This is a genomic window from Amycolatopsis alba DSM 44262, from assembly GCF_000384215.1.
GTDB lineage: Bacteria > Actinomycetota > Actinomycetes > Mycobacteriales > Pseudonocardiaceae > Amycolatopsis > Amycolatopsis alba.
Map to the genome: position 1 here is coordinate 8,476,296 of NZ_KB913032.1, position 25,750 is coordinate 8,502,045.

Sequence of the window (25,750 nt, forward strand, 5' to 3'; positions counted from 1 at the left end):
TGGGCTCCGGCGGGCAAAAGGGACCTTGTCCCCCACTGTCCACTGCGGACAGAACGGGCCGTGCCTTGCCGCTGATCCATCCGGCGGAGCGGGAGCCCGCTTCGTCGTTCAGGATCGATTCAGTGATTCCTGCTAGCCTCGCGAATGTCCGGCTGCTCACTGGGGGCGGCACGACATCGAGGAGCGAACATGACCGCTATCATCCGCGTCCACGGCCGTCAGATCCTCGACAGCCGGGGCAACCCGACCGTCGAGGTCGACGTCGAACTCGCGGACGGCTCGCTCGGCAGGGCAGCCGTGCCGTCGGGCGCCTCCACCGGGACGAAAGAAGCCGTCGAACTGCGCGACGGGGACAAAACCCGCTTCCACGGCAAGGGTGTCCGCAAAGCCGTCGGCGCCGTCAACGGCGAGATCGCCGAAGCCGTCGTCGGACTCGACGCGGAAGCGCAGGCAGACGTCGACCGCGCCCTGATCTCGCTCGACGGCACCCCCAACAAGGCCCGGCTCGGCGCCAACGCCACGCTCGGCGTCTCGCTCGCCGTGGCCAAAGCCGCCGCGGCCGCGAAGCGGCTCCCGTTGTACCGCTACGTCGGTGGCGTGTTCGCGCATCTGCTCCCGATGCCGATGATGAACATCATCAACGGCGGAGCGCACGCGGACAACCCGATCGACTTCCAGGAGTTCATGATCGGCCCGCTCGGCGCCGAGACCTTCGCCGACGCCGTCCGGATGGGCTCGGAGGTGTTCCACACCCTGCGCGCGTCGCTGCACGATGCCGGGCACGGCACCAACGTCGGCGACGAAGGCGGCTTCGCGCCGAACCTCAGCTCCGCGGACGAAGCACTCGAGTTCGTGCTGCGCGCGATCGAGCGGTCCGGGTACACTCCCGGTGAGGACATCGCCCTGCTGCTCGACCCCGCCGCGTCCGAGTTCTACGCCGACGGCGTCTACGACTACACCGGCGAAGGGCGCAAACGCGGCGTCGAGGAGCACGTGGCCTACCTCGCCGACCTCACCTCGCGCTACCCCATCGTGTCCATTGAGGACGGTGTCGCCCAGGACGATTTCACCGGCTGGAAGCAGCTCACCGACACCATCGGCGACCGTGTCCAGCTCGTCGGCGACGACGTCTTCTGCACCAACGTGAAACTGCTCGAAGACGGGATCGAACGTGGCATCGGGAACTCGATCCTGGTCAAGGTCAACCAGATCGGCACGCTCACCGAAACCCTCACCACGGTCGAGACCGCGCACAAGGCGGGCTACTCCGTGGTGATGTCGCACCGCTCCGGCGAAACCGAGGACACCACCATCGCCGATCTCGCCGTCGCCACCAACTGCGGACAGATCAAGACGGGTTCGCTGTCGCGCTCCGACCGCACTGCCAAGTACAACCAGCTCATCCGTATCGAAGAGGAGCTCGGCACCGAAGCCCGTTACGCCGGTGCGACCACCCTCAGCGGCCGCCGCTGACGAACCGGATCAGCTCGTCACCGATTGGCTGGTACCCGTGCGGCGGCACTGCTGTCACGCTGGGATCGCTTCTTTTCCCCGAGAAAGGATGATCCCCGGTGACGCGTCCGCTGCTGCTGGACCCGAACGGCCACGACATCCACGCGGAAAACGAACGCCTGCGCGAGCGCGGCCCGATCGCCCAGGTGGAACTGCCGGGTGGTGTCGTGGCCTGGTCGGTGACGAGCTACGAAGTGCTGCGCGGTCTGCTCAACGATCCGCGGGTATCGAAGGACGCCCGGCGACACTGGCCTGCGCTGGCCGACATCAGCGCGGATTGGCCGTTGCTGGTGTGGGTTTCGGTGCGGAACATGTTCACCGCCTACGGCGCCGACCACAGACGGCTGCGCTCGCTCGTCGCGCAGGCGTTCACCGCGCGCCGGATCGCCACGCTGCAACCCTGGATCACCCGGCTCGTCACCGACAGGCTGGCGGGGATCGCGGCCCTGCCCGCGGGCGAACCCGTCGACCTGCGGGAGAGTTTCGCCTATCCGGTCCCCATCGAGGTGATCTGCCAGCTGTTCGGGGTGCCGGATTCGGCCCGCGCACGGCTACGCCAGGCCGTCGACGTCTTCTTCCGGACGTCGGCGAGCCAGGAGGCGATGCTGGCCGCGTACGGGGACATCCACTCGACCTTCACCGAACTGGTCGCCGCCAAACGTGCGGCCCCCGGCGAAGACCTCACCACCGCGCTCATCGCCGCGCAGACCCAGGACGACGGCGCCCGGCTGGACGAGACCGAACTGATCGACACCCTGATCCTGTTCATCTCGGCTGGCCACGAAACCACCGTGAACCTCCTCGACCAGGCCATCACCGCGCTGCTGACCCATCCCGATCAGCTCGCCCTGATCCGCACCGGGCGGATCTCCTGGCCGGACGCGATCGAGGAGACCCTGCGCTGGCAGGCTCCGGTGGCGCACCTGCCCCTGCGGTACGCCGTCGAGGACATCCCCGTCGCCGGTGTGGTCATCCGGCAGGGCGAGGCGATCCTGGCGGGCTACGCCGCCGCCGGCCGGGATCCGGCACTGCACGGACAGGACGCCGGCGCGTTCGACGTCACCCGCGCCGACAAAGCGCACGTCGCGTTCGGACACGGGGTGCACCACTGCCTCGGCGCGCCGCTGGCCCGGCTGGAAGCGGCGATCGCGCTGCCCGCCCTCTTCGAACGGTTCCCGGACATGACGCTCGCGACCACACCGGACGAACTACGGCCTCTCGACTCCTTCATCTCCAATGGGCATCGCGTGCTGCCGGTGCTGCTGAACGGCCGTTGACCGGTTTCAGTGACCGGGTGTCCGCCCAGGGCGGAGGCTGTCCCCGCAGGACCGCAGATGCGTTTCTCGGTCTCGGTGGTGACGTAGTTCCGCGCCGCGGCGAGCACCTCGGGGTCTCGCGGTACAGCACCTCGTACTCCTGCCCGAACCGCTCGTCCTGTGTCCTGAAGGCCTCCTTCGAGACGTTCAACGCCTCCAAGGGGGCCTTCAGGACAACCGGTGAAACCATTCCGATCCCGGACCTGATACAACGGTCCGGACACCCTGGACGCCGGGAAGGAACGACATGCCCGAGCTGCGCCGAGCCCACGTCTCCGACCACAACGCGATCGTCACCCGCGTGCACCAGTGGTGGGGCGACTCACGGACTCCCGAACAGGCCCGCGAGCTTTCCCTCCTTCTCCCCAAGCTGTTCCTGCAGTTCTTCTCCGGCACAAGCCTGGTACTGGAGGACGAAACCGGGATCAGGGCCTTCCTCGTCGGCTTCTACGCGGCCGACAATGACGCGGAGGCGTACATCCACTTCGTGGGGGTGGATCCGACGCTTCGCGGACAAGGCACAGCCCGCCGCCTGTACACGACCTTCTTCCAGCGGGCCGCCGACGCGGGCCGTACCGAAGTGCGGGCGATCACCTCACCGGGGAATTCCGGATCCATCGCTTTTCACCGTGCCCTGGGTTTCACGCTCGAGCACGGGGACCGAACGCTCGACGGTCTCCCTCTGCACAGCGACTACGACGGCCCCGGCCAAGATCGCGTGTGCTTCGTCAAGGAAATCACCACTGAGCTGTGACTTGCCACCGGCATGCCGACTTTGCCTTCACGCGCTTAACGCCCCTCGACGACCAAAACCGAGTTGACCCCGAGGTTGCAGCTGATGTCGTGGTCGATCCGGTACCACTGGTTTTGCGGCGGGTAATGCCAAATCGTGTCGTAAGTCCCGCCGAACGAGCAATCGACCCGCAGCTTCCACTTCGCCGGAATGGGCGCCCAGCAGACTCCCCATGCCCGATAGCTCGTGCTGTAGCCGGTGTCGCAGGTCATCCCGTACACCGGCGTGACAAAGCTTGCCTGGGCGGGCAAGGCGGCCGCGACCATGATGCCGCCTGCCAGCGCCGCAGTGGCGACAACGCCGCCGGTCCTCCGAATGAGCTTTCGCATGACATCCCTCCGAGACGCAGAGTCGGTCTGTCCAATCAGGACACGGAGAGACTGTATTCTTCCCGGCACACACCGAGCAGGTTCGAAGAGTTCGCCTAACGGGTCATGGAGTCCGCCTTTTGGGGCGATCGAAATCAGGCGGACAGGACGGCTTCACCCGCCGATCCGCTAGCCGTAGATGGACGCGGCCCATTCGGGGTGGTCGATGAACGGATTGCGGTTGTGCTGGAACCGGTCGAAGATGACCTGGTTGCGGCGCTGCTCGGTGGCGTCGGGCGGGTCCTGGGTGTTCCACTTCAGCAGGACCGAGAGACGGCCGATGTTGGGCTTCGAGCCGTTGTCGACGGCATCGTTCGGTTCCAGGTCGGGGAAACCGTCGGTGCCGTCGTAACGCACGGCCATGTAAAGGATCATGCGGGCCACATCGCCCTTGACCGCGTCCCGCGGCTCGAACGAGTCGTCATCGGTGAGACTTCCCGGCGCCTCCTCGACCGGGGAGCCGCCGGCGTCGAAGTCCTTGTTCCCGCGGGTGCTGTTGACCGACGCGTCTTCGGCCCGCAGGTGGTGCAGGTCGGTGCCAGGTCCCACAGCCGTGCCGAAGTCGCCGTGCGACTTGGCCCAGACGTGTTCCCGGTTCCAGTCGTCGACTCCCCCGCCGTTGGCGGTCTTCGCCTGCGAGCGGCCGCTGTAGAGCAGGACGACGTTCGCCGGGTTGGCCGGATCCTCGTCGGTGGCCCTGATCCCGTCCCACACCTGCTCGTAGGTCAGTTTGGTGCCGTTGCCGATGATCCCGTGCAACGCGGCCTTGAGTTCGGCGCCGGTCTTGCCCAGCGCGTCCTGGTAGTAGTCGTCACCGGGCACCGGTCCCGCCACGGCAGGCGGCGTGAACGCGATCCCCGCCACGGCACCGAGAGCGAGAATCAGCGGGATACGGCGGACTGACTGCATGGACAGTTCCTCTCCCCAGAGGCGCCGGCCCGGATCGCCGTCTGCACAGCCACAACCCCGGCAACGCACTAGTCGTTTAGTTGGAAAAATACTGTCATGCCTGTCAAGGAAAACCACCTTCAAAAGTAGTATGCATGCGCGTATCATCTACAGTGTCAGACGATTGAGGACATGAGGAGTGCGCATGCTCAGAAGCAAGTGGATCATCGGTCCGGCGGCAGACCTCACGGGAGACCTGCTGGTCAGCGTCACCGAGCTGACCTTGAACGACTTCCGGCGAACACCCGGCGCGTACCGGGCGGGCTACGCGCTCAGCCGCGAATGGCCGCGACTGCCCGGCGCGGTCGGCCAGTGGCTGTGGGCGGAGCCGCTGCGACGGCGCCTGGGTTCGGTCTCGGTCTGGCGTGACCGCGCCGGCCTGCGCGGTTTCGTCGGACTCCCGGCGCACGTCGAGATCATGCGGAAGTACCGCCACCTCGGCACCACCCGCGCCACCACCTGGCACACCGACGAGGCCGACCCGCTGGTCATCTGGCGGGCGGCAGACCGATGGCTGAAGAATGAACACGTACTGGAATAACTCCCTCTCCGTGCCGATTCACACCGGCTACGATGAATTCCTTCGGCTGACAGAGGGGTTCGAAAACGCCATGTTTTCCGACCACGCCATCGGCGACGACCTGGTCGTCATGGCTTCGAAAACCGACCACCCCGAATCCGTGTGGAGCGAAGTCGTCGAAAGCCGGGCGTATTCGAAGGGAATTTCGAATCTGGCGCCGGGCAGCGTGCTGGTCGACGTGGGAGCCCATATCGGACTCGTGTCCCTCCACTTCGCCAGGACGGTTCCGGATGCCCGGATCTACGCCTTCGAGCCCGCGTCGGCCTCCTTCCGCTGTCTCAAGGAGAACTGCTCGCGGTACGCGCCGGGCGCACACGTGGCCAACTTCGCCATCGGTTCGGCGAACGGGGAGGCGCGGCTCACCTACTACCCGCATCGCTCGACCATGTCGACGCTGTACGTCGACGACGAGGAAGATCGGCACAATGTGCGGATCCTCTTCGACCAGGTCGATCCGTCCCCGGAGTTCCGGAAGGCTTTCTGGGATCGGTTCGACCGGGGCGTCCGGCAGGAAACGGTACCGATGACCACGCTGACGGACGCCCTTTCCGGCGCCGACATCGACGAGATCTCCTTCTTGAAGATCGATGTCGAACGAGCGGAACTGGAAGTGCTGAACGGGCTCGCGGAAGATCACTGGGCGAAGGTGCGCAGAATGGCCATCGAGGTGCACGACCGGAACGGCAGGCTCGCCGAAATCAGCGAACTGCTGAACCGGCACGGTTATCGGGTCGAGCAGTTCCGCGAGAAGTACTTTTCCGGCACCGACATCCACATGGTCTACGCCGATCGCGACTGACGAAGCCCGGTTTCCCCCGTTCTGGCCAGCACCATCGCCCCGGCCAGCGAGGCGTGCGCACCGAACACCGCCGTCGCGACGGCGGGCAAGCGATGTCCCCGTCTGCTCCAGGCAAGTGATCGTTCTTCGACACGGGCCGGCAGGCCGGGCAGGGCCACGCCGAATCCGCCGCCGAGGTGGACCCGGCTCGGCTGGACCAGTTCGGAGAGGAGCACGACCACGCGAGCCAGGACATCGGCGACGAAGGCGGCCACTTGCCCGGAAGCGGCCAGTTCCTTCGGGGAGAGCCCTGTCCGGCGGGAAAGGGCTTCGGGAGAGAGCAAGGCCTGCAGGCACCCGCCGCGTCCGCATCGGCAGGGCGGTCCCGCCGGATCCATCGGCAGATGCCCGAGTTCACCCGCGTTACCCCACGCGCCGCGGATCAGGCGGCCGTCGCTGACCACGCCGCCGCCGACGCCGGTCCCGAGTCCGAGGTAGACCAGGTCGGCACAGCCGGTCACCTCGGCTTCGGCGACCGCGGCCAGCGTGCCGTCGTCGCCGAAGAGCACCGGCGCGCCGACGGTCTCCTCGATGGTCCGCCGCAGGTCGAGCCCGCACCACGAAGGCCTGCTCGGCCACGCCGTCACGTGGCCCTCGCTGTCGACGGTGGGCGCGGCGGACACGCCCGCCCGTACGACGTCCGAGGGCAGCGCGGTCAGCACGTCCCGCAGCAGCGCGAGATCGGACTCCACCCCGTCTCGTGGCCAAGGCTCGATCCGTTCCCAGGTCCGGCCTGCCTTGACGGCCCTGACCGCGAGTTTGGTACCGCCGATGTCCAGCGCCAGGAAGGTCACCGTCCCAGGCCTCCCGGCCCCGGTCCGGGCCGGGAGGCCCTTCGCCCCGCCCGTGCGCGGGCCTCGCCGACGGTCGCGGTGACCGTCCGCCGGACCACCCGGCCCAGTTCGGCCCGGTCAAGCGACGCGGCGTGGTGGACGAGCATCGTCCCGGTGACCGGGCTGGCCTGCGCCCGGAGGACGCCGGAGGCGTTCTCCAGCCGGGACGCCAGCAGTTTCGCGACCTCCGGGCGGCCGCGCATCACCGGGATGTCCCAGCGCTGCCGCCCTGGCAGCACGGATCTGGGCCGGACCTTGACCTGCACGAGCACCTGGACGATCAGCCTGGCTGTCTTGCCCATCGCCGAGGCGATCAGCGTGCCGTGCCGGCGGGTTTGGCCTTCACCGGCGGTTTGGCCGGTGCGGCCTTCTCCGGCTGCGCGACGGCCATCTCGGCGGTCACTTCCGCCGCCAGGTCCTGCAATTCCTCACCGGCTTGCGCGGCGACCTTCTTCACCTCCATCGCGATCGCCACCGAAGTCCGGATGACGCCACGCACCACCGGTTTCACCAGTTTGAGCGTCACCGGCCCGGCGACGAATCCGATCACGAACGGGGCCACTACAGGCGCTACCATCGTCACTCCATTTCGGTTGCGAACGGGTACTCCGAATTCTTCGGCGATCACGTGCTCAAGTGGTTTCGCGCCGCCTCCTTTCCCGTCCCGCTGGTCCATCCGGGCTCATCTCGTCGCCCGGCCGAGTTCGTTGTCGATGAAGTCGAGGACCTCGGCCGCCGACGCCGTCCGGAGCCGGTCCCCCAGCTCGGTGTCCGCCTCCGGTTCCGGCGCCCAGCCCGCGGCGATCCGCTGGAACCGGGCGAGCACGGCGGCACGGAACCCGTCGTCCACCGTGTCGGGCGGAGCGGCTTCGAGCCGGTCCAGATCGTGAAGCAGCGAAAGGGATCCGCCTGCGGAACCGGAGAACATCTCGGCCTGGAGGACGCGGGCGACGGCGGCGGGTGTCGGATGGTCGAAGAGGATTGTGGCCGGAAGGCGCAGGCCGGTGGCGAAGGCCAGCCGGTCGCGCAGTTCGACCGCGGTCACCGAGTCGAAACCCAGCTCCTGGAACGCTTCCCGTGAACCGGTGCTGACGCCTCGTTCGTAGCCGAGCACGGTCGCCGCCTGTTCGCGGACGAGGTCCAGCAGTGCGCGTTCCTGGTCGGCGCGGGGCAGGTCCTCGAGCCGCTCGGCCATGGTCACCTCGTCGACGACGGGGCGTGCGGCGACGGGCGGAGCCGTGTACTCCGGGTTCGCGGGTTCGAGCCAGAAACGCCTGCGCTGGAACGGGTACGTCGGCAGCCCGACAAGCCGTCCGGCGCCGCCGAGCGCGGACGGCCAGTCCACCGGGACCCCACCGGCGAACAATTCACCCAGCGAGGAAAGGAATCCGGCCGCCTCGCGTCGTTCCCGCAGGCCCGCCACGACCATCGTGTCGCGCTCGTCCTGCCAGCAGTCACGGACCATTCCGGTCAGCGCCCGGCCCGGCCCCACTTCGAGCACCGTGCCGACGCCCGCCGCGCGCAGGCGGGCCACGCCCTCGGCGAACCGGACCGTCGACCGCAGATGAGTACTCCAGTAACCGGGTTCGCCCAGCACCCCGGCGCCGACGACGTCGCCGGTCACGTTCGAGACCACCGGGAGCCGGGGCTCGGCGAAGGTGAGCCCGCGTACCACTTCTTCGAGGTCCGCGGCCGCTTCGTCCACGTGAGGCGAGTGGAACGCGTGACTGACGCGCAGGCGCCGGGTCCGCCATCCGTGTTCGCCGCACCGGTCCGTCACACGGGCGATGGCCTCCTCGTCACCGGACACCACGACCGACCGTGGCGCGTTCACCGCCGCGAGCGCGATCCGGCCGCCGTCTTCGTCCACCAGCGCGGCGACCTCCCGTTCGGTGGCCGCCACCGCCACCATCGCCCCGCCCGACGGCAAGGCGCCCATCAACCTGCCTCGCGCCGCGACCAGCGCGCACGCGTCGGACAGGGACAGCGCGCCCGCCACGTGGACCGCGGTCACCTCGCCGAGGGAATGCCCGGCCACCAGGTCAGGCCGTACGCCGAAGGACTCCAGCAACCGGACCAGCGCGGTTTCCACGGCGAACAGCCCGGCCTGCGCGTACTGGGTCCCGTCCAGCTGACCGGACTCGAACACGATGTCCCGCAAGGGAAATCCGAAGTGCCCGCAGATCTCGTCGAAGGCCTCACGGAAGACCGGGTAGGTGTCGTACAGCTCCCGGCCCATCCCGGCTCGCTGGCTGCCCTGCCCGCTGAACACGAAGGCCAGCTTGCCTTCGGCCGGAGCCACCTCGACGGCGTCCCGGCTCAAGGCTTCGAGCTCGGCCAAGAGCTCGTCGCGGTCCTCCGCCACCACCACGGCACGCTGCGCCAGCGTCGCTCGCGTCGTCACCAGCGACTTCGCCAGGTCCTCGACGGCCACGTCGTGGTTCGCCAGCACGAACTGCGCCATCGACCGCGCCTGCGCCCGCACCGCCTCCGCCGTCGCCCCGGACAGCACCACCGGCCAAGGCCCGTGACGGCCGCTGCCCTCGGGTTCGGGTTCGCCGGTCTCGTCGACGGACTCGAGGACGAGATGCGCGTTGGTGCCGGAAACACCGAAGGACGAAACCCCGGCGCGGCGCGGTCCGGGCCAGTCACGGGGCTCGGTCAGCAACTCGACGGATCCGGACGACCAGTCGACCTCCGGGGTGGGCGCGTCGACGTGCAGTGTCTTCGGGAGCACGCCGTGCCGCATCGCGAGCACCATCTTGATCACCCCGGCGACCCCGGCGGCACCCTGGGCGTGGCCGAGGTTCGACTTCAACGAGCCGAGCCACACCGGGCGGTCACGGTCGCGGCCGTAGGTCGCCAGTACCGCCTGCGCCTCGATCGGATCACCGAGCCGCGTGCCCGTTCCATGCGCCTCCACCGCGTCGATGTCCGAAGTGGACAGACCGGCGTCGGCAAGCGCGGACAGGATGACCCGCTGCTGAGCCGGGCCGTTCGGGGCCGTCAAGCCGTTCGAAGCCCCATCGGAGTTCATCGCCGATCCGCGCACGACAGCCAGGACGCGGTGCCCGAGCCGGGTGGCGTCCGAAAGCCGCTCCAGCAGCACCACACCGGCGCCTTCGGACCACGCCGTTCCGTCGGCGGCGGCCGCGAACGACTTGCAGCGGCCGTCCGGCGCCAGCCCGCGCTGTCGCGAGAACTCGACGAAACCGCGGGGTGTCGCCATCACCGTCACCCCGCCCGCGAGAGCCATCGAGCACTCGCCACGGCGCAGCGACTGCACGGCGAGATGCATCGCCACCAGCGAGGACGAGCACGCCGTGTCGATCGAGATCGCCGGCCCCTCCAGGCCGAAGACGTACGCGACCCGGCCCGACACGACGCTGCCGGACACCCCGGTGATCCGGAACGCGTCCAGGTCACCTGCCCCTGGATGGCGATAGTGGTCGTAGTCGTGGTTCGTCACGCCGGTGAAGACCCCGGTGTCGCTGCCCCGCACCGACGTCGGGTCGATACCGGCGCGCTCGAAGACCTCCCACGACGTCTCCAGCAACAGCCGCTGCTGCGGGTCCATCGCCAGTGCCTCGCGCGGGCTCACCGCGAAGAACCGCGCGTCGAAACCGGCCACGTCGTCGACGAACGCGCCTTGCCGGACATAGGACTTCCCGGTGGCGTCCGGATCGGGGTCGTACAACGCGCCCAGGTCCCAGCCGCGGTCCGACGGGAAGTCGGTCACGGCGTCGACCCCGCCCGCGACGAGATCCCACAGGTCCTCGGGCGACGTCACGCCACCCGGCAGCCGGCAGGCCATGGACACGATCGCGATCGGCTCGTCCCCGGCGGCGGCGCGGGACGTGGTGACCCTGCGCTCCCCGCCCGACAACCGCCCGCAGAGGTGGTCGGCCAGCCCGCCGGGAGTCGGATAGTCGAATACAAGGGTCGCGGGGAGCCGCAGCCCGGTCGCGGCGGCGAGCCGGTTGCGCAGTTCGACACCGGTCAGCGAATCGAGGCCCAGTTCCTTGAACGCCTTGACCTCCTCGACGGTGTCCTTGGTGCTGTGGGCGAGGACGGCGGCCACTTCCCGGCGCACCAGGTCGAGCACCGCTTGACGGCGTTTCTCCGCGGGAAGCCGGACGAGCGACTCCGGGGATCCGGCGGAGACCGTGCGCCGTCGCCGCACCAGGGAACGGAAGAGCGGCGGCACTTCACCGGGCCCGATCGCGGCGAGGTCGAACCGCGCCGGGACGAGTGACGGCAGGCCGGTCGCCAGCGCGCTGTCGAACAGCGCCATACCGTCGACTGAGGACAGTGGCCGCATGCCGGTCTTCGACAACCGGCGGCGGTCGGTTTCGGAGAGTCGCACGGTCAGGCCGGTCGGTTCCCAGAGGCCCCACGCGAGCGAGGTCGCGGGGAGTCCTTCGGCATGGCGCTGGTGCGCCAGTCCGTCCAGGAAACCGTTGGCCGCCGCGTAGTTGCCCTGCCCGGCGCTGCCCAGCGCACCCGCGACCGAAGAGAACAGGACGAACATGGTGAGGTTGTGGTGTCGGGTGAGGTGGTGGAGGTTGAGGGCGCCGTCGATTTTGGGGGTGAAGACGGTGTCGAGGCGTTCTCGGTTGAGGGTGCCGAGGGTGCCGTCGTCGAGGATTCCGGCGGCGTGGATGACACCGGTGAGGGGATGCTCGGGTGGGATGGCGTCGATGACGGTGGCCAACGCGGTGCGGTCGGCGACGTCGCAGGTCACGACGTGTGCGCCGGGGATGTCGGTGGTGCCGCCGGTGCGGCTGAGCAGGATCAGGTGCCGGACACCATGAACTTCCACCAGGTGGCGGGCGAGGATGTGGCCGAGGGTGCCGGTGCCGCCGGTGATCAGGACCGTGCCGTCGGGGTCCAGCGCGGGTGGTTTGCCTGCGGGTTCGATCCTGCTCAGGCGGGGCACGGTGACCTGCCCGGCCCGGATCGTGACCTGGGGTTCGTCGCCCGCGGCTATCTGGGGCAGCAGGGCACGTGATGCCGGGTCCTCGTCGAGGTCGGCGAGGACGATCCGGCCGGGTTCCTCGGCCTGGGCGGAGCGGACCAGGCCCCATACGGCTGCTCCCACGGGGGTCGATACACCGTGGGTCACCACGACCAGGCGTGACGGGCCCTGTTCCTGCAGCCGCGCCAGCACCCCGGCGACCACATCGCGGACATCACCATCACCCACCTCACACACGGCAAAGTCCGTGTCAGCGGACAACCCAGGCTCGACCGGAACCCACTCCACCCCGAACAACGAGCCACCGGTCGCGGTCCGCAACCCGGCGGCGGAAACCGGCCGGAACACCAGCGATTCGACGGTGGCGACCGGGGCGCCGGACTCGTCGGCCAGCTGCAGCGAAACCTCGCCTTCTCCCCTGGTGACGGCACGCACGCGCACCACCGTCGCGCCCGAAGCGTGCAGCGAAACGCCGGTCCAGGAGAACGGCAGCCGGACGTCCCCGTCGGGCGTCGCGACCTCCTGGCCGGTGAACGTGCTCGCGTGCAACGCGCATTCGAGCAGAGCCGGATGCAGCCCGAACCGGCTCGCATCGGCGGTCTGTTCGTCGGACAGGGCGACCTCGCCGAAGATCTCCTCGCCACGTCGCCACACCGCGCGCAACCGCTGGAAGCCCGGTCCGTAGGCCAGTCCCGCCGCGGCGAATCCGGCGTAGGTGGTCTCCATGTCCACGGGTTTCGCCCCGGCCGGTGGCCATTCGGCGAACTCGAATCCGGCAGGCGCGCCGGCCGCGACGAGGAACCCGCTCGCGTGCCGGGTCCACTCGGCGTCCGGCTCGGCCTTGTCGGGACGAGAGTGCAGGGTCAGCGCGCGGCGTCCGTGGGCGTCCGGCGGCCGCACCCGGACACGGAGCTGGCGGCCTTCCCGCTCCGGCAGCACCAGTGGCGCCTCGATCACCAGCTCGTCGAGCACCGGGCAGCCGACCTCGTCACCGGCCCGGATCGCCAGTTCCACCAGCGCGACTCCGGGCACGACGGTCGTGTCGAACACGACGTGATCCGCCAGCCACGGCTGCGTGGCGAGCGCCAGCCGCGCGGTCAGCGCCACCCCGTCGTCCTCCGGGAGCCGGACGACCGCGCCGAGCAGGGGATGGTCCGCGGCGGCAAGGCCCGCTGCCGTCACGTCCCCGGCTCCGGCAGGCGCGTCCAGCCAGAACCGACGGCGCTGGAACGGATACGTCGGCAGCTCCACCCGCCGGTACGGCCCGTCGAAGGCCGGTTTCCAGTCGACCGGGACACCTCGCCGGTGGAGTTCCCCCGCCGAAGCAAGGAATCTCGCCCAGTCACCGTCGTCGCGGCGCAACGTTCCGGTCACCACGGCGGGTTCCCCGACGACGTCTGCGATGCTCGTGGTCAGCACCGGATGCGCGCTCACCTCCACGAACGCACGGTGCCCCTCGGCGGCCAGTCCGCGCATGGCCGACTCGAAACCCACTGGCAGCCGCAGATTCCGGTACCAGTAATCGGCGTCCAGCTCCGTGCCGCCGAGCCAGCGATCGTCCACAGTGGAATAGACCGGCACCGTGCCCGCCGCCGGGCGAATCCCGGACAGGGTCTCCAGCAGCTTCTCCCGCACGGCGTCCACGTGGCCGGAATGGCCCGCGAAATCGACACCGGGCAGTGCCCAGCGCAGCATGCGCCGGGCGGACAGCACCAGGCCGAATTCCTCGATCGCGTCCGCGTCGCCCGAGACGGTCACCGAAGCGGGACCGTTCACCGCCGCCACCCAGAGCCGGTCCTCGAAGCCGGGCAGCAGCGACCGCACCTGCTCCTCCGGGGCGACGACCGTCAGCATCGCGCCCCGTCCCGACAGTTCGCGGGCGATGACCGCGGACCGCAGCACCACCACACGGACGGCGTCCTCCAGCGAAAGCACTCCGGCGACGTACGCCGCCGCGATCTCGCCTTGGCTGTGGCCGGCGACCGCGTCCGGCTCGACGCCCAGCGAACGCCAGACCGCGGCCAGCGACACCATCACCGCGAACGACACCGGCTGCACGACGTCCACCCTGGCGAGCGCGGCGTCGTCGTCGAGCGCGTCCCACAGCTTCCAGCCGACCAGGCCTTCGAGCACCCCGGCGCACGCGAGCATCGAGTCGCGGAACACCGCGCACGATTCCCACAGTGCACGCCCCATCCCCGCCCACTGTGTTCCCTGGCCGGGGAAGACGAACACGAGCCGCCCGGTGACGTCCGCGGTCCCCGGCTCCGCCGCCGCCAGCTTCGCCACCAGGTCGTCACGGTCGGCTGCCACCACGACGGCCCGGTGCTCCAGCGCCGCCCTCGACGACAGCAGCGACCAGGCCACGTCTCCCGCGTCGACGCCAGGACGCGTCCGGACGAACTCGGCGACCCGCCCGGCCTGCGCCCGCGCCGCCGCCTCGGTGGCACCCGACACCATCACCGGCCAGGGCCCGGCCTGGCCGCCACTTTCGTCGTGGCTTCGGGGCACCGACTCCAGGATCAGGTGGGCGTTGGTGCCGCTGGCACCGAAGGCCGAAAGCGCGGCGCGGCGCGGCCGGTCGAACTCGGGCCACGGACAGGCCTCGGTGAGGATCTCCACCGCGCCGGACGACCAGTCGACCCGCGAGGTGGGCGCGTCGACGTGCAACGTCGCGGGGAGCAGGCCGTGCCGCATGGCCAGCACCATTTTGATCACCCCGGCGACCCCGGCCGCGCCCTGGGTGTGGCCGATGTTCGACTTCACCGAACCCAGCCGCACCGGGTGTTCGCGTTCCCGGCCATAGGTCGCCAGCAGCGCCTGCGCCTCGATGGGATCGCCGAGCCGGGTGCCCGTGCCGTGCGCTTCCACCGCGTCCACGTCCACAGTGGACAGACCGGCGTCGGCGAGCGCGGCCCGGATCACCCGCTGCTGCGACGGTCCGTTCGGCGCGGTCAGGCCGTTGGACGCGCCGTCGGAGTTCACGGCGGAACCGCGCACGACCGCCAGTACCGGATGCCCGCGTTCCTCGGCGACCGAAAGCCGCTCCAGGAGCACCATTCCCGCCCCCTCCGACCACACGGTGCCGTCGGCCTTGTCGTCGAAGGACTTGCAGCGGCTGTCCGGGGCGAGCGCGCGCTGCCGGGAGAATTCCACGAACGTGTCCGGCGTCGACATCACGGTCACCCCGCCCGCCAGCGCCATCGCGCATTCCCCGCGACGCAGCGATTGCACGGCCAGGTGCATCGCCACCAGCGACGACGAACACGCGGTGTCGACGGTGATCGCCGGGCCTTCCAGCCCGAAGGTGTAGGCCACCCGCCCGATCGCGGCACTGCCCGAACTGCCGGTCCCGACATACCCTTCGACTTCTTCGGGGACCGGGCGCAGCCGCGTGCCGTGGTCGTGGTTGATGATGCCGCCGAAGACGCCGATCTTCTCGCCCCGCACGGAAGCGGGGTCGATGCCGGCGCGCTCGAACGCCTCCCACGAGGTCTCCAGCAGCAGCCGCTGCTGCGGATCCATCGCGAGGGCCTCACGCGGGCTGATCCCGAAGACACCGGGGTCGAACATGGCCATGTCGTAGAGGAAGCCGCCCTCGCGGGCATACGACTTTCCGGAGGCGTCCGGGTCGGCGTCGAACAGGTCGTCCAGCGGCCAGCCACGGTCTTCCGGGAATCCTCCGATCGCGTCCACGCCGCCGTCGAGGAGGTCCCACAGCTCCTCCGGCGTCCGCACCCCTCCGGGGAACCGGCAGGCCATGGCCACGACGGCGATGGGCTCGGTGGAGCCGCCCTGCCTCCGCAGCCGCTCGTTTTCCTTGAGCGTGGAGCGGAGCGCTTCGACGAGCTGTTCCTCTGAGGTCGTCACGGGGTCGCTCCAGCCTCGAAGTCGTTCTGCCCAGGGGTCAGCGCCTGCCGCACGAGTTCGGCCGGGTCCATCGAGTCGAAGTCGGGCCCCTCCCGCTCGGGTGGTTCGACGGCCGCGTCGGGAAACAGCGCCGCGTGCACGCGAAGCGCGAGGGCTTGCGGCGTCGGATGGTCGAAGACGACCGTGGCGGGCAGCTGCGCGCCGGTGGCCGTCACGAGGCGATTGCGCAGTTCGACCGCGGTGAGCGAGTCGAAGCCGACCTCACGGAACGTCTGGTCCGCCTTCAAGGCATCCTTCCCGGAGCGCACGACGGAGACGGCCTCGGCGAGCACGAGTTCCAGCACTGTCCGATGTGGATCACCGTCCAGCACGAGGCGCGACTTCGCCCGGCGGGGTTTCGGGATTGCGCCCTGCTCCAGCCAGGCCGGGATCAGCATCGCGCGACCGGATCCGACAGCGAGGTCGAACAGGGCCAGCGCTTCGGCGGTCGCCAAGGGCTTCAGCCCGCCACGGGGCTCCAGCCCGACGGCCATGCCGATGTCCCACGGTCCCCAGGCCAGGGACGTCGCCGGGAGTCCTTCGGCTTGCCGTCGCCGGGCGAGACCGTCGAGGAACCCGTTGGCCGCGGCGTAACCGCCTTGCCCGGCGTTGCCCAAGGTCCCGGCGATGGAGGAGAACAGGACGAAGAACGACAGGTCGCGGGTGAGTTCGTGCAGGTTGAGCGCCCCGTCGACCTTGGGGGCGAACACGGTTTCCAGGCGTTCCTTCCCCAGCGACCCGAGCACGCCGTCATCGAGCACTCCCGCCGCGTGCACCACCCCGGTCAGGGGATGCTCCGCGGGGATCTCGTCGAGGACGGCGGCCAGTGCGTCCCGGTCCGCGACGTCGCAAGCCACCACCCGCGCGCCGGGAATCCCGGTCGTCCCGCCGGAACGGCTGAGCAACAGGAGATGCCGCATCCCGTGCGCTTCGCTCAGATGCCGGGCGACGGCCTGGCCGAGCGCGCCGGTGCCGCCGGTGATCAGGACCGTGCCGTCCGGATCCAGGACCGCCGCCCTCCCGGTCACGGGCCGGAGCTTCGGCACGAAGACCGCGCCACCGCGGATCACGACCTCCGGCTCGTTCCGGGGCACGAGTCCGGGTGAGGCGTCCGGATCCAGGTCCGCCAGGACGATCCGCCCCGGTTCCTCCGCTTGAGCGGCCCGCACCAGTCCCCAGACGGCGTGGCCTGCCGGGTCGCCACGGTCCGGTCCGATCTGGCCACGGGTCACGACCAAGAGCTTCCGCGCCTCGGCGGTCCGCAAGAACGCGAGCACCCGCGAGACGACCTCGCGTACGTCTCCCCCGCCCGCTTCGCAGACCGCGAACCCGTGATCACCGCGACCGCGCCCAGACCGCACCCACTCGACCTCGAACAGCCTGCCGCCCGCAGCCCACCGGGCGTCGGGCACCGGACGTGAAAGCAGGGATTCGATTTCCGCGACCGGCGCCCCGGAGTCGTCGGCGAGGGCGACGGTGACTCCGCCGTTCCCGTCCGCCGCCAGACGACCGCGCAGCCGGGTCTCACCGGCGGACCACGTCTGGATGCCGCGCCAGGCGAACGGCACCCGCACCTCGTCCCCGGCTTCGAAGCCGCCGAGGGTGATAGCCTGCAGCACGGCGTCCGCCAGGGCCGGATGCACCGCGAACCGATCCGCGTGTTCGCCGGGCACCTCGACCTCGACGAAGATCTCGCCCTCTCGCCGCCACGCGGCGCGCAAGCCTTGGAACGCGGGCCCGTAGCCGTATCCCCGGTCGCGCAGGTCGTCGTAGAACCCGCTGACGTCAAGGGAAATCGCTCCGGCAGGCGGCCACTCGGCGAGATCGAAGGCGGGCGGCATGGCGTCGGAGGTGAGCGTTCCCTGGACATTCCGGGTCCAGCCCGTCCCGGCTTCCGGACGTGAGTGGACGGCCACCGCCCGGCGACCGTTCGCGTCGGCTCGGCCGACGGTGACCTGGACCTGGGCACCGCCCTCCGGCAACAGCAACGGAGCCTCGTTGGTCAGCTCTTCGACGCGTCCGCATCCGGCGCCCTCGGCCGCGCACAGCACCAGTTCCAGCAACGCGGTGCCGGGGACGACCACGAGGTCGCGCAGGACGTGGTCGGCCAGCCACGGCTGCCTGTCCCGCGAGAAGGAACCGGTGAACACCAGCTCCTCCGTGCCCGGCAGGTCCAGCATCGCGCCCAGCAGCGGATGTCCCAGCCCGGTCGCCGCCGCGCCGGACCCGGCCGCCGGCCAGTACCGCTGGTGCTGGAAGGCGTACGTGGGCAGGTCGGCGAGTTCGGCCGGACCGTCGAAAGTCCAAGACACGGGAAGCCCGGTGGCGGCCAGGGCCTCGAGCACCGCTCGCTTCTCGGTTCGATCGCGGCGCAGCACCGGCACGGCCCCGTCGACCATGGTGGCGAGGGCGGCGTCGGGTCCGATCTCCAGCACGGTCCCCACCCCGAGTTCCCGCAACGCCCTCACCGCGTCGTGGAATCGCACCGGCCGCCGGACCTGGCCTGCCCAGTACCCGGCGCTGTGCTCGGTCAGGGGTTCGCCGGTCACCGTGGAGATCAGCGGGATCTCCGGCCGGGTGAACCCGATGTCTTTCAGCGCGGTCGCGAACTCGTCCAGCATGGGCTCCATCAGGGGCGAGTGGAAGGCATGGCTGACCCGCAGCCGCCGGGTCCGGCAGCCACGTTCGGCGAATTCGGCGGCGATGGCGAGGACGGCGTCTTCCTCTCCGGAGATCACGACCGACGTCGGGCCGTTGACCGCGGCGAGACTCGCCCTGCCGTCGAGCGCGGCCACGATCTCGTGCTCGGCCACGGCGATGGCGACCATCGCGCCGCCTGGGGGAAGCTCCTGCATGAGCGTGCCGCGTGCGGCGACGAGGGTGCAGGCGTCCGTCAAGGACAGCGCTCCCGCCACGTGCGCCGCGGTGATCTCGCCGATGGAGTGCCCCGCGACGAAGTCGGGACGGAGGCCGAAGGATTCGAGCAGGCGGAAGAGCGCGGTTTCGAGGGCGAACAGCCCGGCCTGCGCGTACCTGGTCCCGTCCAGCCGGTCCGACTCGAACACGATGTTCCGCAAGGGGAATTCGAAGTGTCCGCAGATCTCGTCGAAGGTGTCGCGGAAGATCGGGAAGGTCTCGTGGAGTTCGCGGCCCATCCCGGCCCGCTGGGTCCCCTGCCCGCTGAACACGAACGCGGTCTTGCCACCGGCGACGATCGGAGTCAGCGTCTCCAGCCCGGCAAGGAGTTCTTCCCGGTCCTCGGCGATGACGGTGGCGCGGTGGCCGAACCGGGCCCGCTTCGACAGTGTTCGCGCGACCGAGGCGACCCCGATTTCGGGATGCTCCCGCAGATGCCTTGCCAGTTCGGCCGCTTGGTCGTGGAGTGCGGCCTCGGTGCGGGCGCTCACGATCACCGGCCACGGTCCGTCACCGGGGTCCTTTGTGGATTGTGTGGGGTGGTGTTCGAGGATGAGGTGGGCGTTGGTGCCGGAGATGCCGAAGGAGGACACGGCTGCTCGGCGGGGTTCGGGCCAGTCTCGGTGTTGGGTGAGGAGTGTGGTGTTGCCGGTGGTCCAGTCGACTTCGGGGGTGGGGGTGTCGACGTGGAGGGTCTTCGGGAGGGTGGCGTGGTTCATGGCGAGGATGGTTTTGATGATTCCGGCGACACCGGCGGCGCCTTGGGTGTGGCCGATGTTGGATTTCACTGAGCCGAGCCAGGCCGGTGTGTCGCGGTCTTGGCCGTAGGTGGCGAGGATGGCCTGGGCCTCGATCGGGTCGCCGAGTCGGGTGCCGGTGCCGTGCGCCTCCACCAGGTCGACGTCGGCCGGGGTGAGCCCGGCGTTGGTGAGGGCGGTGTGGATGACGCGTTGCTGGGCGGGGCCGTTGGGGGCGGTCAAGCCGTTGGAGGCACCGTCCTGGTTGACCGCGGACCCACGCACCACCGCAAGAATCGGATGGCCTCGTCGTTGGGCGTCGGAGAGGCGTTCGAGCAGGATGAGGCCCGCGCCTTCGCTGAACGCGGTCCCGTCGGCAGTGCTCGCGAAGGGTTTGCAGCGGCCATCAGGAGCCAGGCCACGCTGACGGCTGAAGTCCACCAGCAAACCTGGAGTGGCCATCACCGTCACCCCACCAGCCAACGCCAGCGAGCACTCACCCCGCCGCAGCGACTGCGCCGCCAGATGCACCGCCACCAGCGAGGACGAACACGCTGTGTCCACCGTCAACGCCGGGCCCTCGAGACCGAACGTATACGCCACCCTGCCCGACACCACGCCTGCGGAGACACCGGTGGTGAGATAGCCATCGGAGTCATCGACGGCTTCGCGCAGAAGCGTGGCGTAATCGTGGGTGATCACGCCGGCGAAGACGCCGGTGTCGCTGCCCCGCAACGACTCCGGATCAATACCCGCCCGCTCGAACACCTCCCACGAAACCTCCAGCAGCAACCGCTGCTGCGGATCCATCGCCACCGCCTCACGCGGACTGATCCCGAAAAACCCCGCATCGAACCCCGCCACATCCCCCAGAAACGCACCCCCACGCACCGACAAACCCCCCAGATCCCAACCGCGATCCGACGGGAAACCAGCCACCGCGTCCCCACCGCGATAGAGCAACTCCCACAACTCCTCCGGAGAACCCACCCCACCAGGGAAACGACACCCCATCGCCACAACCGCCACCGGCTCCTCGGAAACCCCCACGGACACCGGAGTTCCGATCGCCGGTCGTTCACCGGCCAGTTCCCTTCGCAGCAACTGGGCGAGCGCGACCGGGTTCGGATAGTCGAAGACCAGCGTGGCGGGCAGGCGGACACCGGCGGCGGCGGACAGCCGGTTACGTAACTCGACCGCGGTCAGGGAGTCGAACCCGACTTCTTTGAACGCCCGGCCGGCATCGATCGTCTCGCCGGGGGAGTAGCCGAGTACGGCGGACGCCTCGTCGAGGACGAGGTCCAGCAGCAGTTGCTTTCCTTCCAGCGTGGGCAGTTCGGCGACGCGCCGGGCGAGAGTGCCGTCTTGACGGGCGGCGCTCGCGAGGGGACGGCTCGTCCGCACCAGGCCCCGCATCAGCGGATGGACGGTTTCCCTGGGCGACAGGTCCAAGTGGGTGGGGATGAGCACCGGCCTGCCGGACCGCAGCGCGTCGTCGAACAGGGCCAGACCGTCCGTTGTGGACAGTGGGCGGACGCCCGCGACCGCCATCCGGCCGCGATCGGCTTCGGACAGTTTCTGCGTCAGGCCGGTCGACGGTTCCCAGAGGCCCCACGCGAGCGAGGTCGCGGGGAGTCCTTCAGCGTGGCGCTGGTGCGCCAGTCCGTCCAGGAAACCGTTGGCCGCGGCGTAATTCGCCTGCCCTGGTGTTCCGAACACCCCGGCTCCGGAGGAGAAGAGGACGAACATGGTGAGGTTGTGGTGGCGGGTGAGGTGGTGGAGGTTGAGGGCGCCGTCGATTTTGGGGGTGAAGACGGTGTCGAGGCGGTGGCGGTTGAGGGTGCTCAGGGTGCCGTCGTCGAGGATTCCGGCGGCGTGGATGACACCGGTCAGCGGATGCTCGGGTGGGATGCTGTCGATGATGGCGGCGAGTGCGGTGTGGTCGGCGACGTCGCAGGTCACGACGTGTGCGCCGGGGATGTCGGTGGTGCCGCCGGTGCGGCTGAGCAGGATCAGGTGCCGGATGCCGTGTACGTCGGCGAGGTGGTGGGCGAGGATGTGGCCGAGGGTGCCGGTGCCGCCGGTGATCAGGACTGTGCCGTCGGGGTCCAGCGCGGGTGGTTTGCCTGCGGGTTCGATCCTGCTCAGGCGGGGCACGGTGACCTGCCCGGCCCGGATCGTGACCTGGGGTTCGTCGCCCGCGGCTATCTGGGGCAGCAGGGCACGGGATGCCGGGTCGTCGTCGAGGTCGGCGAGGACGATCCGGCCGGGTTCCTCTGCCTGGGCGGAGCGGACCAGGCCCCATACGGCTGCTCCGACGGGGGTCGATACACCGTGGGTCACCACGACCAGGCGTGACGGGCCCTGTTCCTGCAGCCGCGCCAGCACCCCGGCGACCACATCGCGGACATCACCGTCACCCACCTCACACACGGCGAAGTCCGTGTCAGCGGACAACCCAGGCTCGACCGGAACCCACTCCACCCCGAACAACGAGCCGGAGACGGCGGCCAGTTTGTCGAAGCCGAGCGGACGGAACACCAGCGAAGCCAGTGAGGCGACGAGCTTCCCGTTGCCGTCCGCCATCGTGAGCGACACGGTGCCGGAACCGTCGCGGACCGCCCGGACCCGCAGTGTCGTGGCACCCGACGCGCGCAGCGTGAATCCGTTCCAGGAGAACGGAAGCAGCACCTGCTCGTCGTCACCGGGCGTGGTGCCGACCGCCGACGTGTGCAGGGCGGCGTCGAGCAGCGCGGGATGGATACCGAAGCCGGAGGACCCGGCGTCCGCGGGGAGCGCGACCTCGGCGAACATCTCGTCGCCGAGCCGCCAGGCCGTCCGCAGGCCACGGAAGAGCGGCCCGTGTTCGTAACCGGCCTCGGCCTGACGTTCGTAGAAACCCTCCAGCGAGACCGGTTCCGCGCCGGCGGGCGGCCACTGCGCGAAGACCTCCCCGTCGATATCGGGTTCCTTCGCGGACAGGACACCGGAGACATGGCGAGTCCAGGAATCACTGTCCGGCGCGCGGGAGTAGGCGCTGAACGAGCCCTCGGCGTCGACCCGCACCTGCAGCCGGACCCCGCCCTCCGGCACCACGAGCGGCGTCTCGACCAGCAGCTCCTCGACCACCGGCCGTCCGACCTCGTCCCCGGCGCGGACGGCAAGCTCGATCCACCCAGTGCCGGGGAACAGCACGACCCCCGAGACGGTGTGGTCGGCCAGCCACGGCTGCTGCGACACCGAAACGAATCCGGTCAGCAGGACGGCGCCGTCGTCGGCCAGCCCCACCGAGGCGGTCACCAGCGGATGCCCCGTCGCGACCAGCCCGGCGGACGCCACCTCGGCCGACGGACGTGACACATCCAGCCAGTAACGCTTGCGCTGGAAGGGATAGGTGGGAAGGTCCAGCAGCGGTCCGCGGCCGAGCCCCCAGTCGACGGCGATGCCACGGACGTGGAGTTCGCCCGCCGAGGTGAGGACCCGGTCCCGGTCGCCGTCGTCGCGCCGCAGGGTGCCGACGACGACGGTGGGCGTGGCGCCCGCGATGGTGTCGTCGACGCTGCTGGTCAGGACCGGATGGGAGCTGACCTCGACGAAAGCGTGGTGGCCCTCGGCCGCCAGCGCCTGGATCGCCGCGTGGAAGCCGACCGGGTGGCGAAGGTTGCGGTACCAGTAGCCGGCGCTCAGGGTGGTGCCGTCGGCCCAGCGTCCGTCCACTGTGGAATACAGGGGCACGGTTCCCGGCTCAGGGGTCAAACCGGCCAACGCCCGCAGCAGATCGTCGCGGATGGTGTCGACGTAGGGGCTGTGGGAGGCGTAGTCGACAGGGATGGTGCGTGCGCGTATCCCGAGACCTTCGCAGGTGTCGGCGAGCGCGGCCAGCCGCTCGGGATCTCCCGACACCACCACGGATTCCGGCCCGTTGACCGCCGCGATGGTGGTCCCGTCCGGAAGGAGGGCACCGACCCGCGATTCGGCCGCGGACACCGACAGCATGCCGCCTTGCCCGGCCAGATCGCGGGCGATGATCGCGGACCGCAGGACGACGACACGGAGCGCGTCGCCGAGGGAGAGCACCCCGGCGACATGGGCGGCGGCGATCTCGCCCTGGCTGTGCCCGACCACCGCGTCGGGCTCGACACCCAGCGAACGCCACACCGCGGCGAGGGACACCATGACCGCGAACGACGCAGGCTGCACCACGTCCACCCGCTTGAGCAGCACCTCGTCGGCGAGCACGTCCCGCAAGGACCACCCGGCCAGCTCTTCGAGCACGCCGGCACAGGCCACCATCGAGTCCCGGAAGACCGGCGAGGACTCCCACAGCGCCAGCCCCATCCCCACCCATTGGGCACCTTGCCCAGGGAACACGAAGACCACCCGGCCGGTCACGTCGGCCACCCCGGCTTCGCACGAACCCAGCCGCTCCAGCACCGTGTCCCGGTCGCCGGCGACGACCGCCCGGTGCTCCAGCAGCGCGCGCGTGTTCACCAGTGCCCGTGCGACATCGGCCAGTCCGACGTCGGGCCTCGTCCGCAGGAACTCCGCCACCTGCCGGGCCTGCGCCCGCACCGCGTCCGCGGACGCCCCCGACACCACCACCGGCCACTGCCTGAGCGGGCTGGTTTCCCCGGCTTCCGTGCCGTGTTCTTCGGCAGATTCGAGAATCACATGGGCGTTGGTGCCGGAGACACCGAAGGCGGAAACTCCCGCACGCCGGGGTTCCGGCCAGGCACGGGATTCGGTGAGCAACTCGACGGCTCCGGCGGACCAGTCGACCGCCGGGGTCGGGGCGTCGACGTGCAAGGTCTTCGGCAGGACACCGTGGCGCATCGCCAGCACCGTCTTGATGACGCCCGCGACGCCCGCCGCGCCCTGGGTGTGCCCGATGTTGGACTTCAGCGAGCCGAGCCACAGCGGACGGTCACGGCCCTGGCCGTAGGTCGCCAGCACCGCCTGCGCTTCGATGGGATCGCCCAAGGTCGTGCCGGTGCCGTGCGCCTCCACGACGTCCACGTCCGAAGCGGCCAGACCGGCGTTGGCGAGCGCCTGCCTGATCACCCGCTGCTGGGAAGGACCGTTGGGCGCGGTGAGCCCGTTCGAAGCGCCGTCGGAGTTGACCGCCGAGCCGCGGACCACCGCGAGCACCGGATGCCCCAGTTCCCGCGCGACCGAGAGCCGCTCCAGCAGCACGACGCCGACACCTTCGGACCAGGCGGTGCCGTCGGCGCCGGCCGCGAAGGACTTGCAACGGCCATCGGGGGCGAGCCCTCGCTGGCGCGAGAACTCCGGGAAAGCGCCCGGAAGGGACATCACGGTGACCCCGCCCGCCACCGCCAGCGAACACTCGCCGCGCCGCAGCGACTGCGCGGCGAGGTGGATCGTCACCAGCGAAGACGAGCAGCCCGTGTCGATGGTGACCGCGGGGCCTTCCAAACCGAGGGTGTACGCCACGCGCCCCGACGCGACGCTCGCCGCGATACCCGTGCCCAGATAGCCCTCGAACTCGTCCGGTACCGGGTGCAGCCTGGTCGCGAAATCGTAGTAGACCAGGCCGGTGAACACGCCGGTGTCGCTGCCCCGCAAGGACATCGGGTCGATCCCGGCGCGTTCGAACACCTCCCACGAGGTCTCCAGCAGCAGCCGCTGCTGCGGGTCCATCGCCAGTGCCTCACGGGGGCTGATCCCGAAGAACCCGGCGTCGAACATCGTCATGTCGTGGAGGAAACCGCCCTGGCTGACGTAGGACTTCCCGACGCACTCCGGATCGGGGTCGAACAGGTTGTCCAGATCCCAGCCCCGGTCCACGGGAAAGCCCGAGATCGCGTCACCGCCGCGCGCGACGAGGTCCCAGAGGTCCTCCGGGGACCGGACGTCGCCGGGGAACCGGCAGGCGAGCGCCACGATCGCGATCGGCTCGCGGTCGCTTTCCTCGAGGGCGCGCAGCCGCCTGCGGTAGCGCTCGTTGTCGGCGAGCACGCGCTTCAGGTACTCGCGCAGCTTCTCGTCGTTCGCCATGGCA

Annotated in this window: 11 protein-coding genes and 1 pseudogene; 5 read left to right on the plus strand and 7 right to left on the minus strand. The window is 70.0% G+C overall.

What is annotated here, in order from left to right; genetic code table 11:
- Positions 1 to 189: 189 nt before the first annotated feature.
- The 3 genes from eno to AMYAL_RS0139410 all read left to right on the plus strand — a co-directional run bounded on the left by eno (position 190) and on the right by AMYAL_RS0139410 (position 3,582).
- Positions 190 to 1,473, plus strand: coding sequence for a phosphopyruvate hydratase (gene eno, locus AMYAL_RS0139400; protein WP_020636807.1), 1,284 nt, complete (start codon positions 190 to 192; stop codon positions 1,471 to 1,473).
- A 98-nt stretch (positions 1,474 to 1,571) separates the two neighbouring features.
- Positions 1,572 to 2,789, plus strand: coding sequence for a cytochrome P450 family protein (locus AMYAL_RS0139405; RefSeq protein WP_020636808.1), 1,218 nt, complete (start codon positions 1,572 to 1,574; stop codon positions 2,787 to 2,789).
- A 286-nt stretch (positions 2,790 to 3,075) separates the two neighbouring features.
- Positions 3,076 to 3,582: a GNAT family N-acetyltransferase gene (locus AMYAL_RS0139410; RefSeq protein ID WP_020636809.1), complete on the plus strand. Its 507-nt coding sequence runs from the start codon at positions 3,076 to 3,078 to the stop codon at positions 3,580 to 3,582.
- Between the two features lie 35 nt (positions 3,583 to 3,617).
- On the opposite strand, the gene AMYAL_RS47345 is transcribed toward AMYAL_RS0139410, so the two are convergent.
- Together AMYAL_RS47345 and AMYAL_RS0139420 are read right to left on the minus strand one after the other, a co-directional pair.
- Complete coding sequence (locus AMYAL_RS47345; RefSeq protein WP_020636810.1) at positions 3,618 to 3,950, minus strand: hypothetical protein; 333 nt, start codon at positions 3,948 to 3,950, stop codon at positions 3,618 to 3,620.
- Positions 3,951 to 4,118: 168 nt separating this feature from the next.
- Positions 4,119 to 4,898: an endonuclease I family protein gene (locus AMYAL_RS0139420; RefSeq protein ID WP_020636811.1), complete on the minus strand. Its 780-nt coding sequence runs from the start codon at positions 4,896 to 4,898 to the stop codon at positions 4,119 to 4,121.
- A 184-nt stretch (positions 4,899 to 5,082) separates the two neighbouring features.
- Here AMYAL_RS0139420 and AMYAL_RS0139425 point away from each other — a divergent pair, with 184 nt between their 5' ends.
- Together AMYAL_RS0139425 and AMYAL_RS47350 are read left to right on the plus strand one after the other, a co-directional pair.
- The gene (locus AMYAL_RS0139425) at positions 5,083 to 5,478 is read left to right on the plus strand and encodes a hypothetical protein (protein WP_020636812.1); all 396 of its coding nucleotides are present in this window, start codon (positions 5,083 to 5,085) and stop codon (positions 5,476 to 5,478) included.
- Between the two features lie 70 nt (positions 5,479 to 5,548).
- A complete protein-coding gene (locus AMYAL_RS47350; RefSeq protein WP_167336195.1) occupies positions 5,549 to 6,316 on the plus strand; it encodes an FkbM family methyltransferase in 768 nt (255 codons plus the stop codon).
- Here the strand turns inward: AMYAL_RS47350 and AMYAL_RS47355 are convergent.
- The 5 genes and pseudogenes from AMYAL_RS47355 to AMYAL_RS49685 all read right to left on the minus strand — a co-directional run bounded on the left by AMYAL_RS47355 (position 6,298) and on the right by AMYAL_RS49685 (position 25,746).
- Positions 6,298 to 7,149, minus strand: coding sequence for an ROK family protein (locus tag AMYAL_RS47355; RefSeq protein WP_020636814.1), 852 nt, complete (start codon positions 7,147 to 7,149; stop codon positions 6,298 to 6,300). The two genes, AMYAL_RS47350 and AMYAL_RS47355, sit on opposite strands and share 19 nt — an antisense overlap.
- The gene (locus tag AMYAL_RS0139440) at positions 7,146 to 7,490 is read right to left on the minus strand and encodes an HMA2 domain-containing protein (protein WP_020636815.1); all 345 of its coding nucleotides are present in this window, start codon (positions 7,488 to 7,490) and stop codon (positions 7,146 to 7,148) included. Before AMYAL_RS0139440 ends, AMYAL_RS47355 begins: the two co-directional genes overlap by 4 nt.
- Before the next feature lie 11 nt (positions 7,491 to 7,501).
- Complete coding sequence (locus AMYAL_RS0139445; RefSeq protein WP_039796080.1) at positions 7,502 to 7,765, minus strand: DUF5132 domain-containing protein; 264 nt, start codon at positions 7,763 to 7,765, stop codon at positions 7,502 to 7,504.
- Between the two features lie 105 nt (positions 7,766 to 7,870).
- Positions 7,871 to 16,003: pseudogene (locus AMYAL_RS47360) on the minus strand (SDR family NAD(P)-dependent oxidoreductase); the annotation flags it as partial.
- Positions 16,004 to 16,032: 29 nt separating this feature from the next.
- Positions 16,033 to 25,746: a type I polyketide synthase gene (locus AMYAL_RS49685; protein WP_051137607.1), complete on the minus strand. Its 9,714-nt coding sequence runs from the start codon at positions 25,744 to 25,746 to the stop codon at positions 16,033 to 16,035.
- Positions 25,747 to 25,750: the final 4 nt, after the last annotated feature.

What these genes read in the sequence shown, in the direction of transcription:
- eno (WP_020636807.1), top strand. Translation starts at nt 190, where the DNA reads ATGACCGCTATCATCCGCGTCCACGGCCGTCAGATCCTCGACAGCCGG.
- AMYAL_RS0139410 (WP_020636809.1), top strand. Translation starts at nt 3,076, where the DNA reads ATGCCCGAGCTGCGCCGAGCCCACGTCTCCGACCACAACGCGATCGTC.
- AMYAL_RS47345 (WP_020636810.1), bottom strand. Translation starts at nt 3,950, where the DNA reads ATGCGAAAGCTCATTCGGAGGACCGGCGGCGTTGTCGCCACTGCGGCG.
- AMYAL_RS0139420 (WP_020636811.1), bottom strand. Translation starts at nt 4,898, where the DNA reads ATGCAGTCAGTCCGCCGTATCCCGCTGATTCTCGCTCTCGGTGCCGTG.
- AMYAL_RS0139425 (WP_020636812.1), top strand. Translation starts at nt 5,083, where the DNA reads ATGCTCAGAAGCAAGTGGATCATCGGTCCGGCGGCAGACCTCACGGGA.
- AMYAL_RS47350 (WP_167336195.1), top strand. Translation starts at nt 5,549, where the DNA reads ATGTTTTCCGACCACGCCATCGGCGACGACCTGGTCGTCATGGCTTCG.
- AMYAL_RS0139440 (WP_020636815.1), bottom strand. Translation starts at nt 7,490, where the DNA reads ATGGGCAAGACAGCCAGGCTGATCGTCCAGGTGCTCGTGCAGGTCAAG.
- AMYAL_RS0139445 (WP_039796080.1), bottom strand. Translation starts at nt 7,765, where the DNA reads ATGGTAGCGCCTGTAGTGGCCCCGTTCGTGATCGGATTCGTCGCCGGG.
- AMYAL_RS49685 (WP_051137607.1), bottom strand. Translation starts at nt 25,746, where the DNA reads ATGGCGAACGACGAGAAGCTGCGCGAGTACCTGAAGCGCGTGCTCGCC.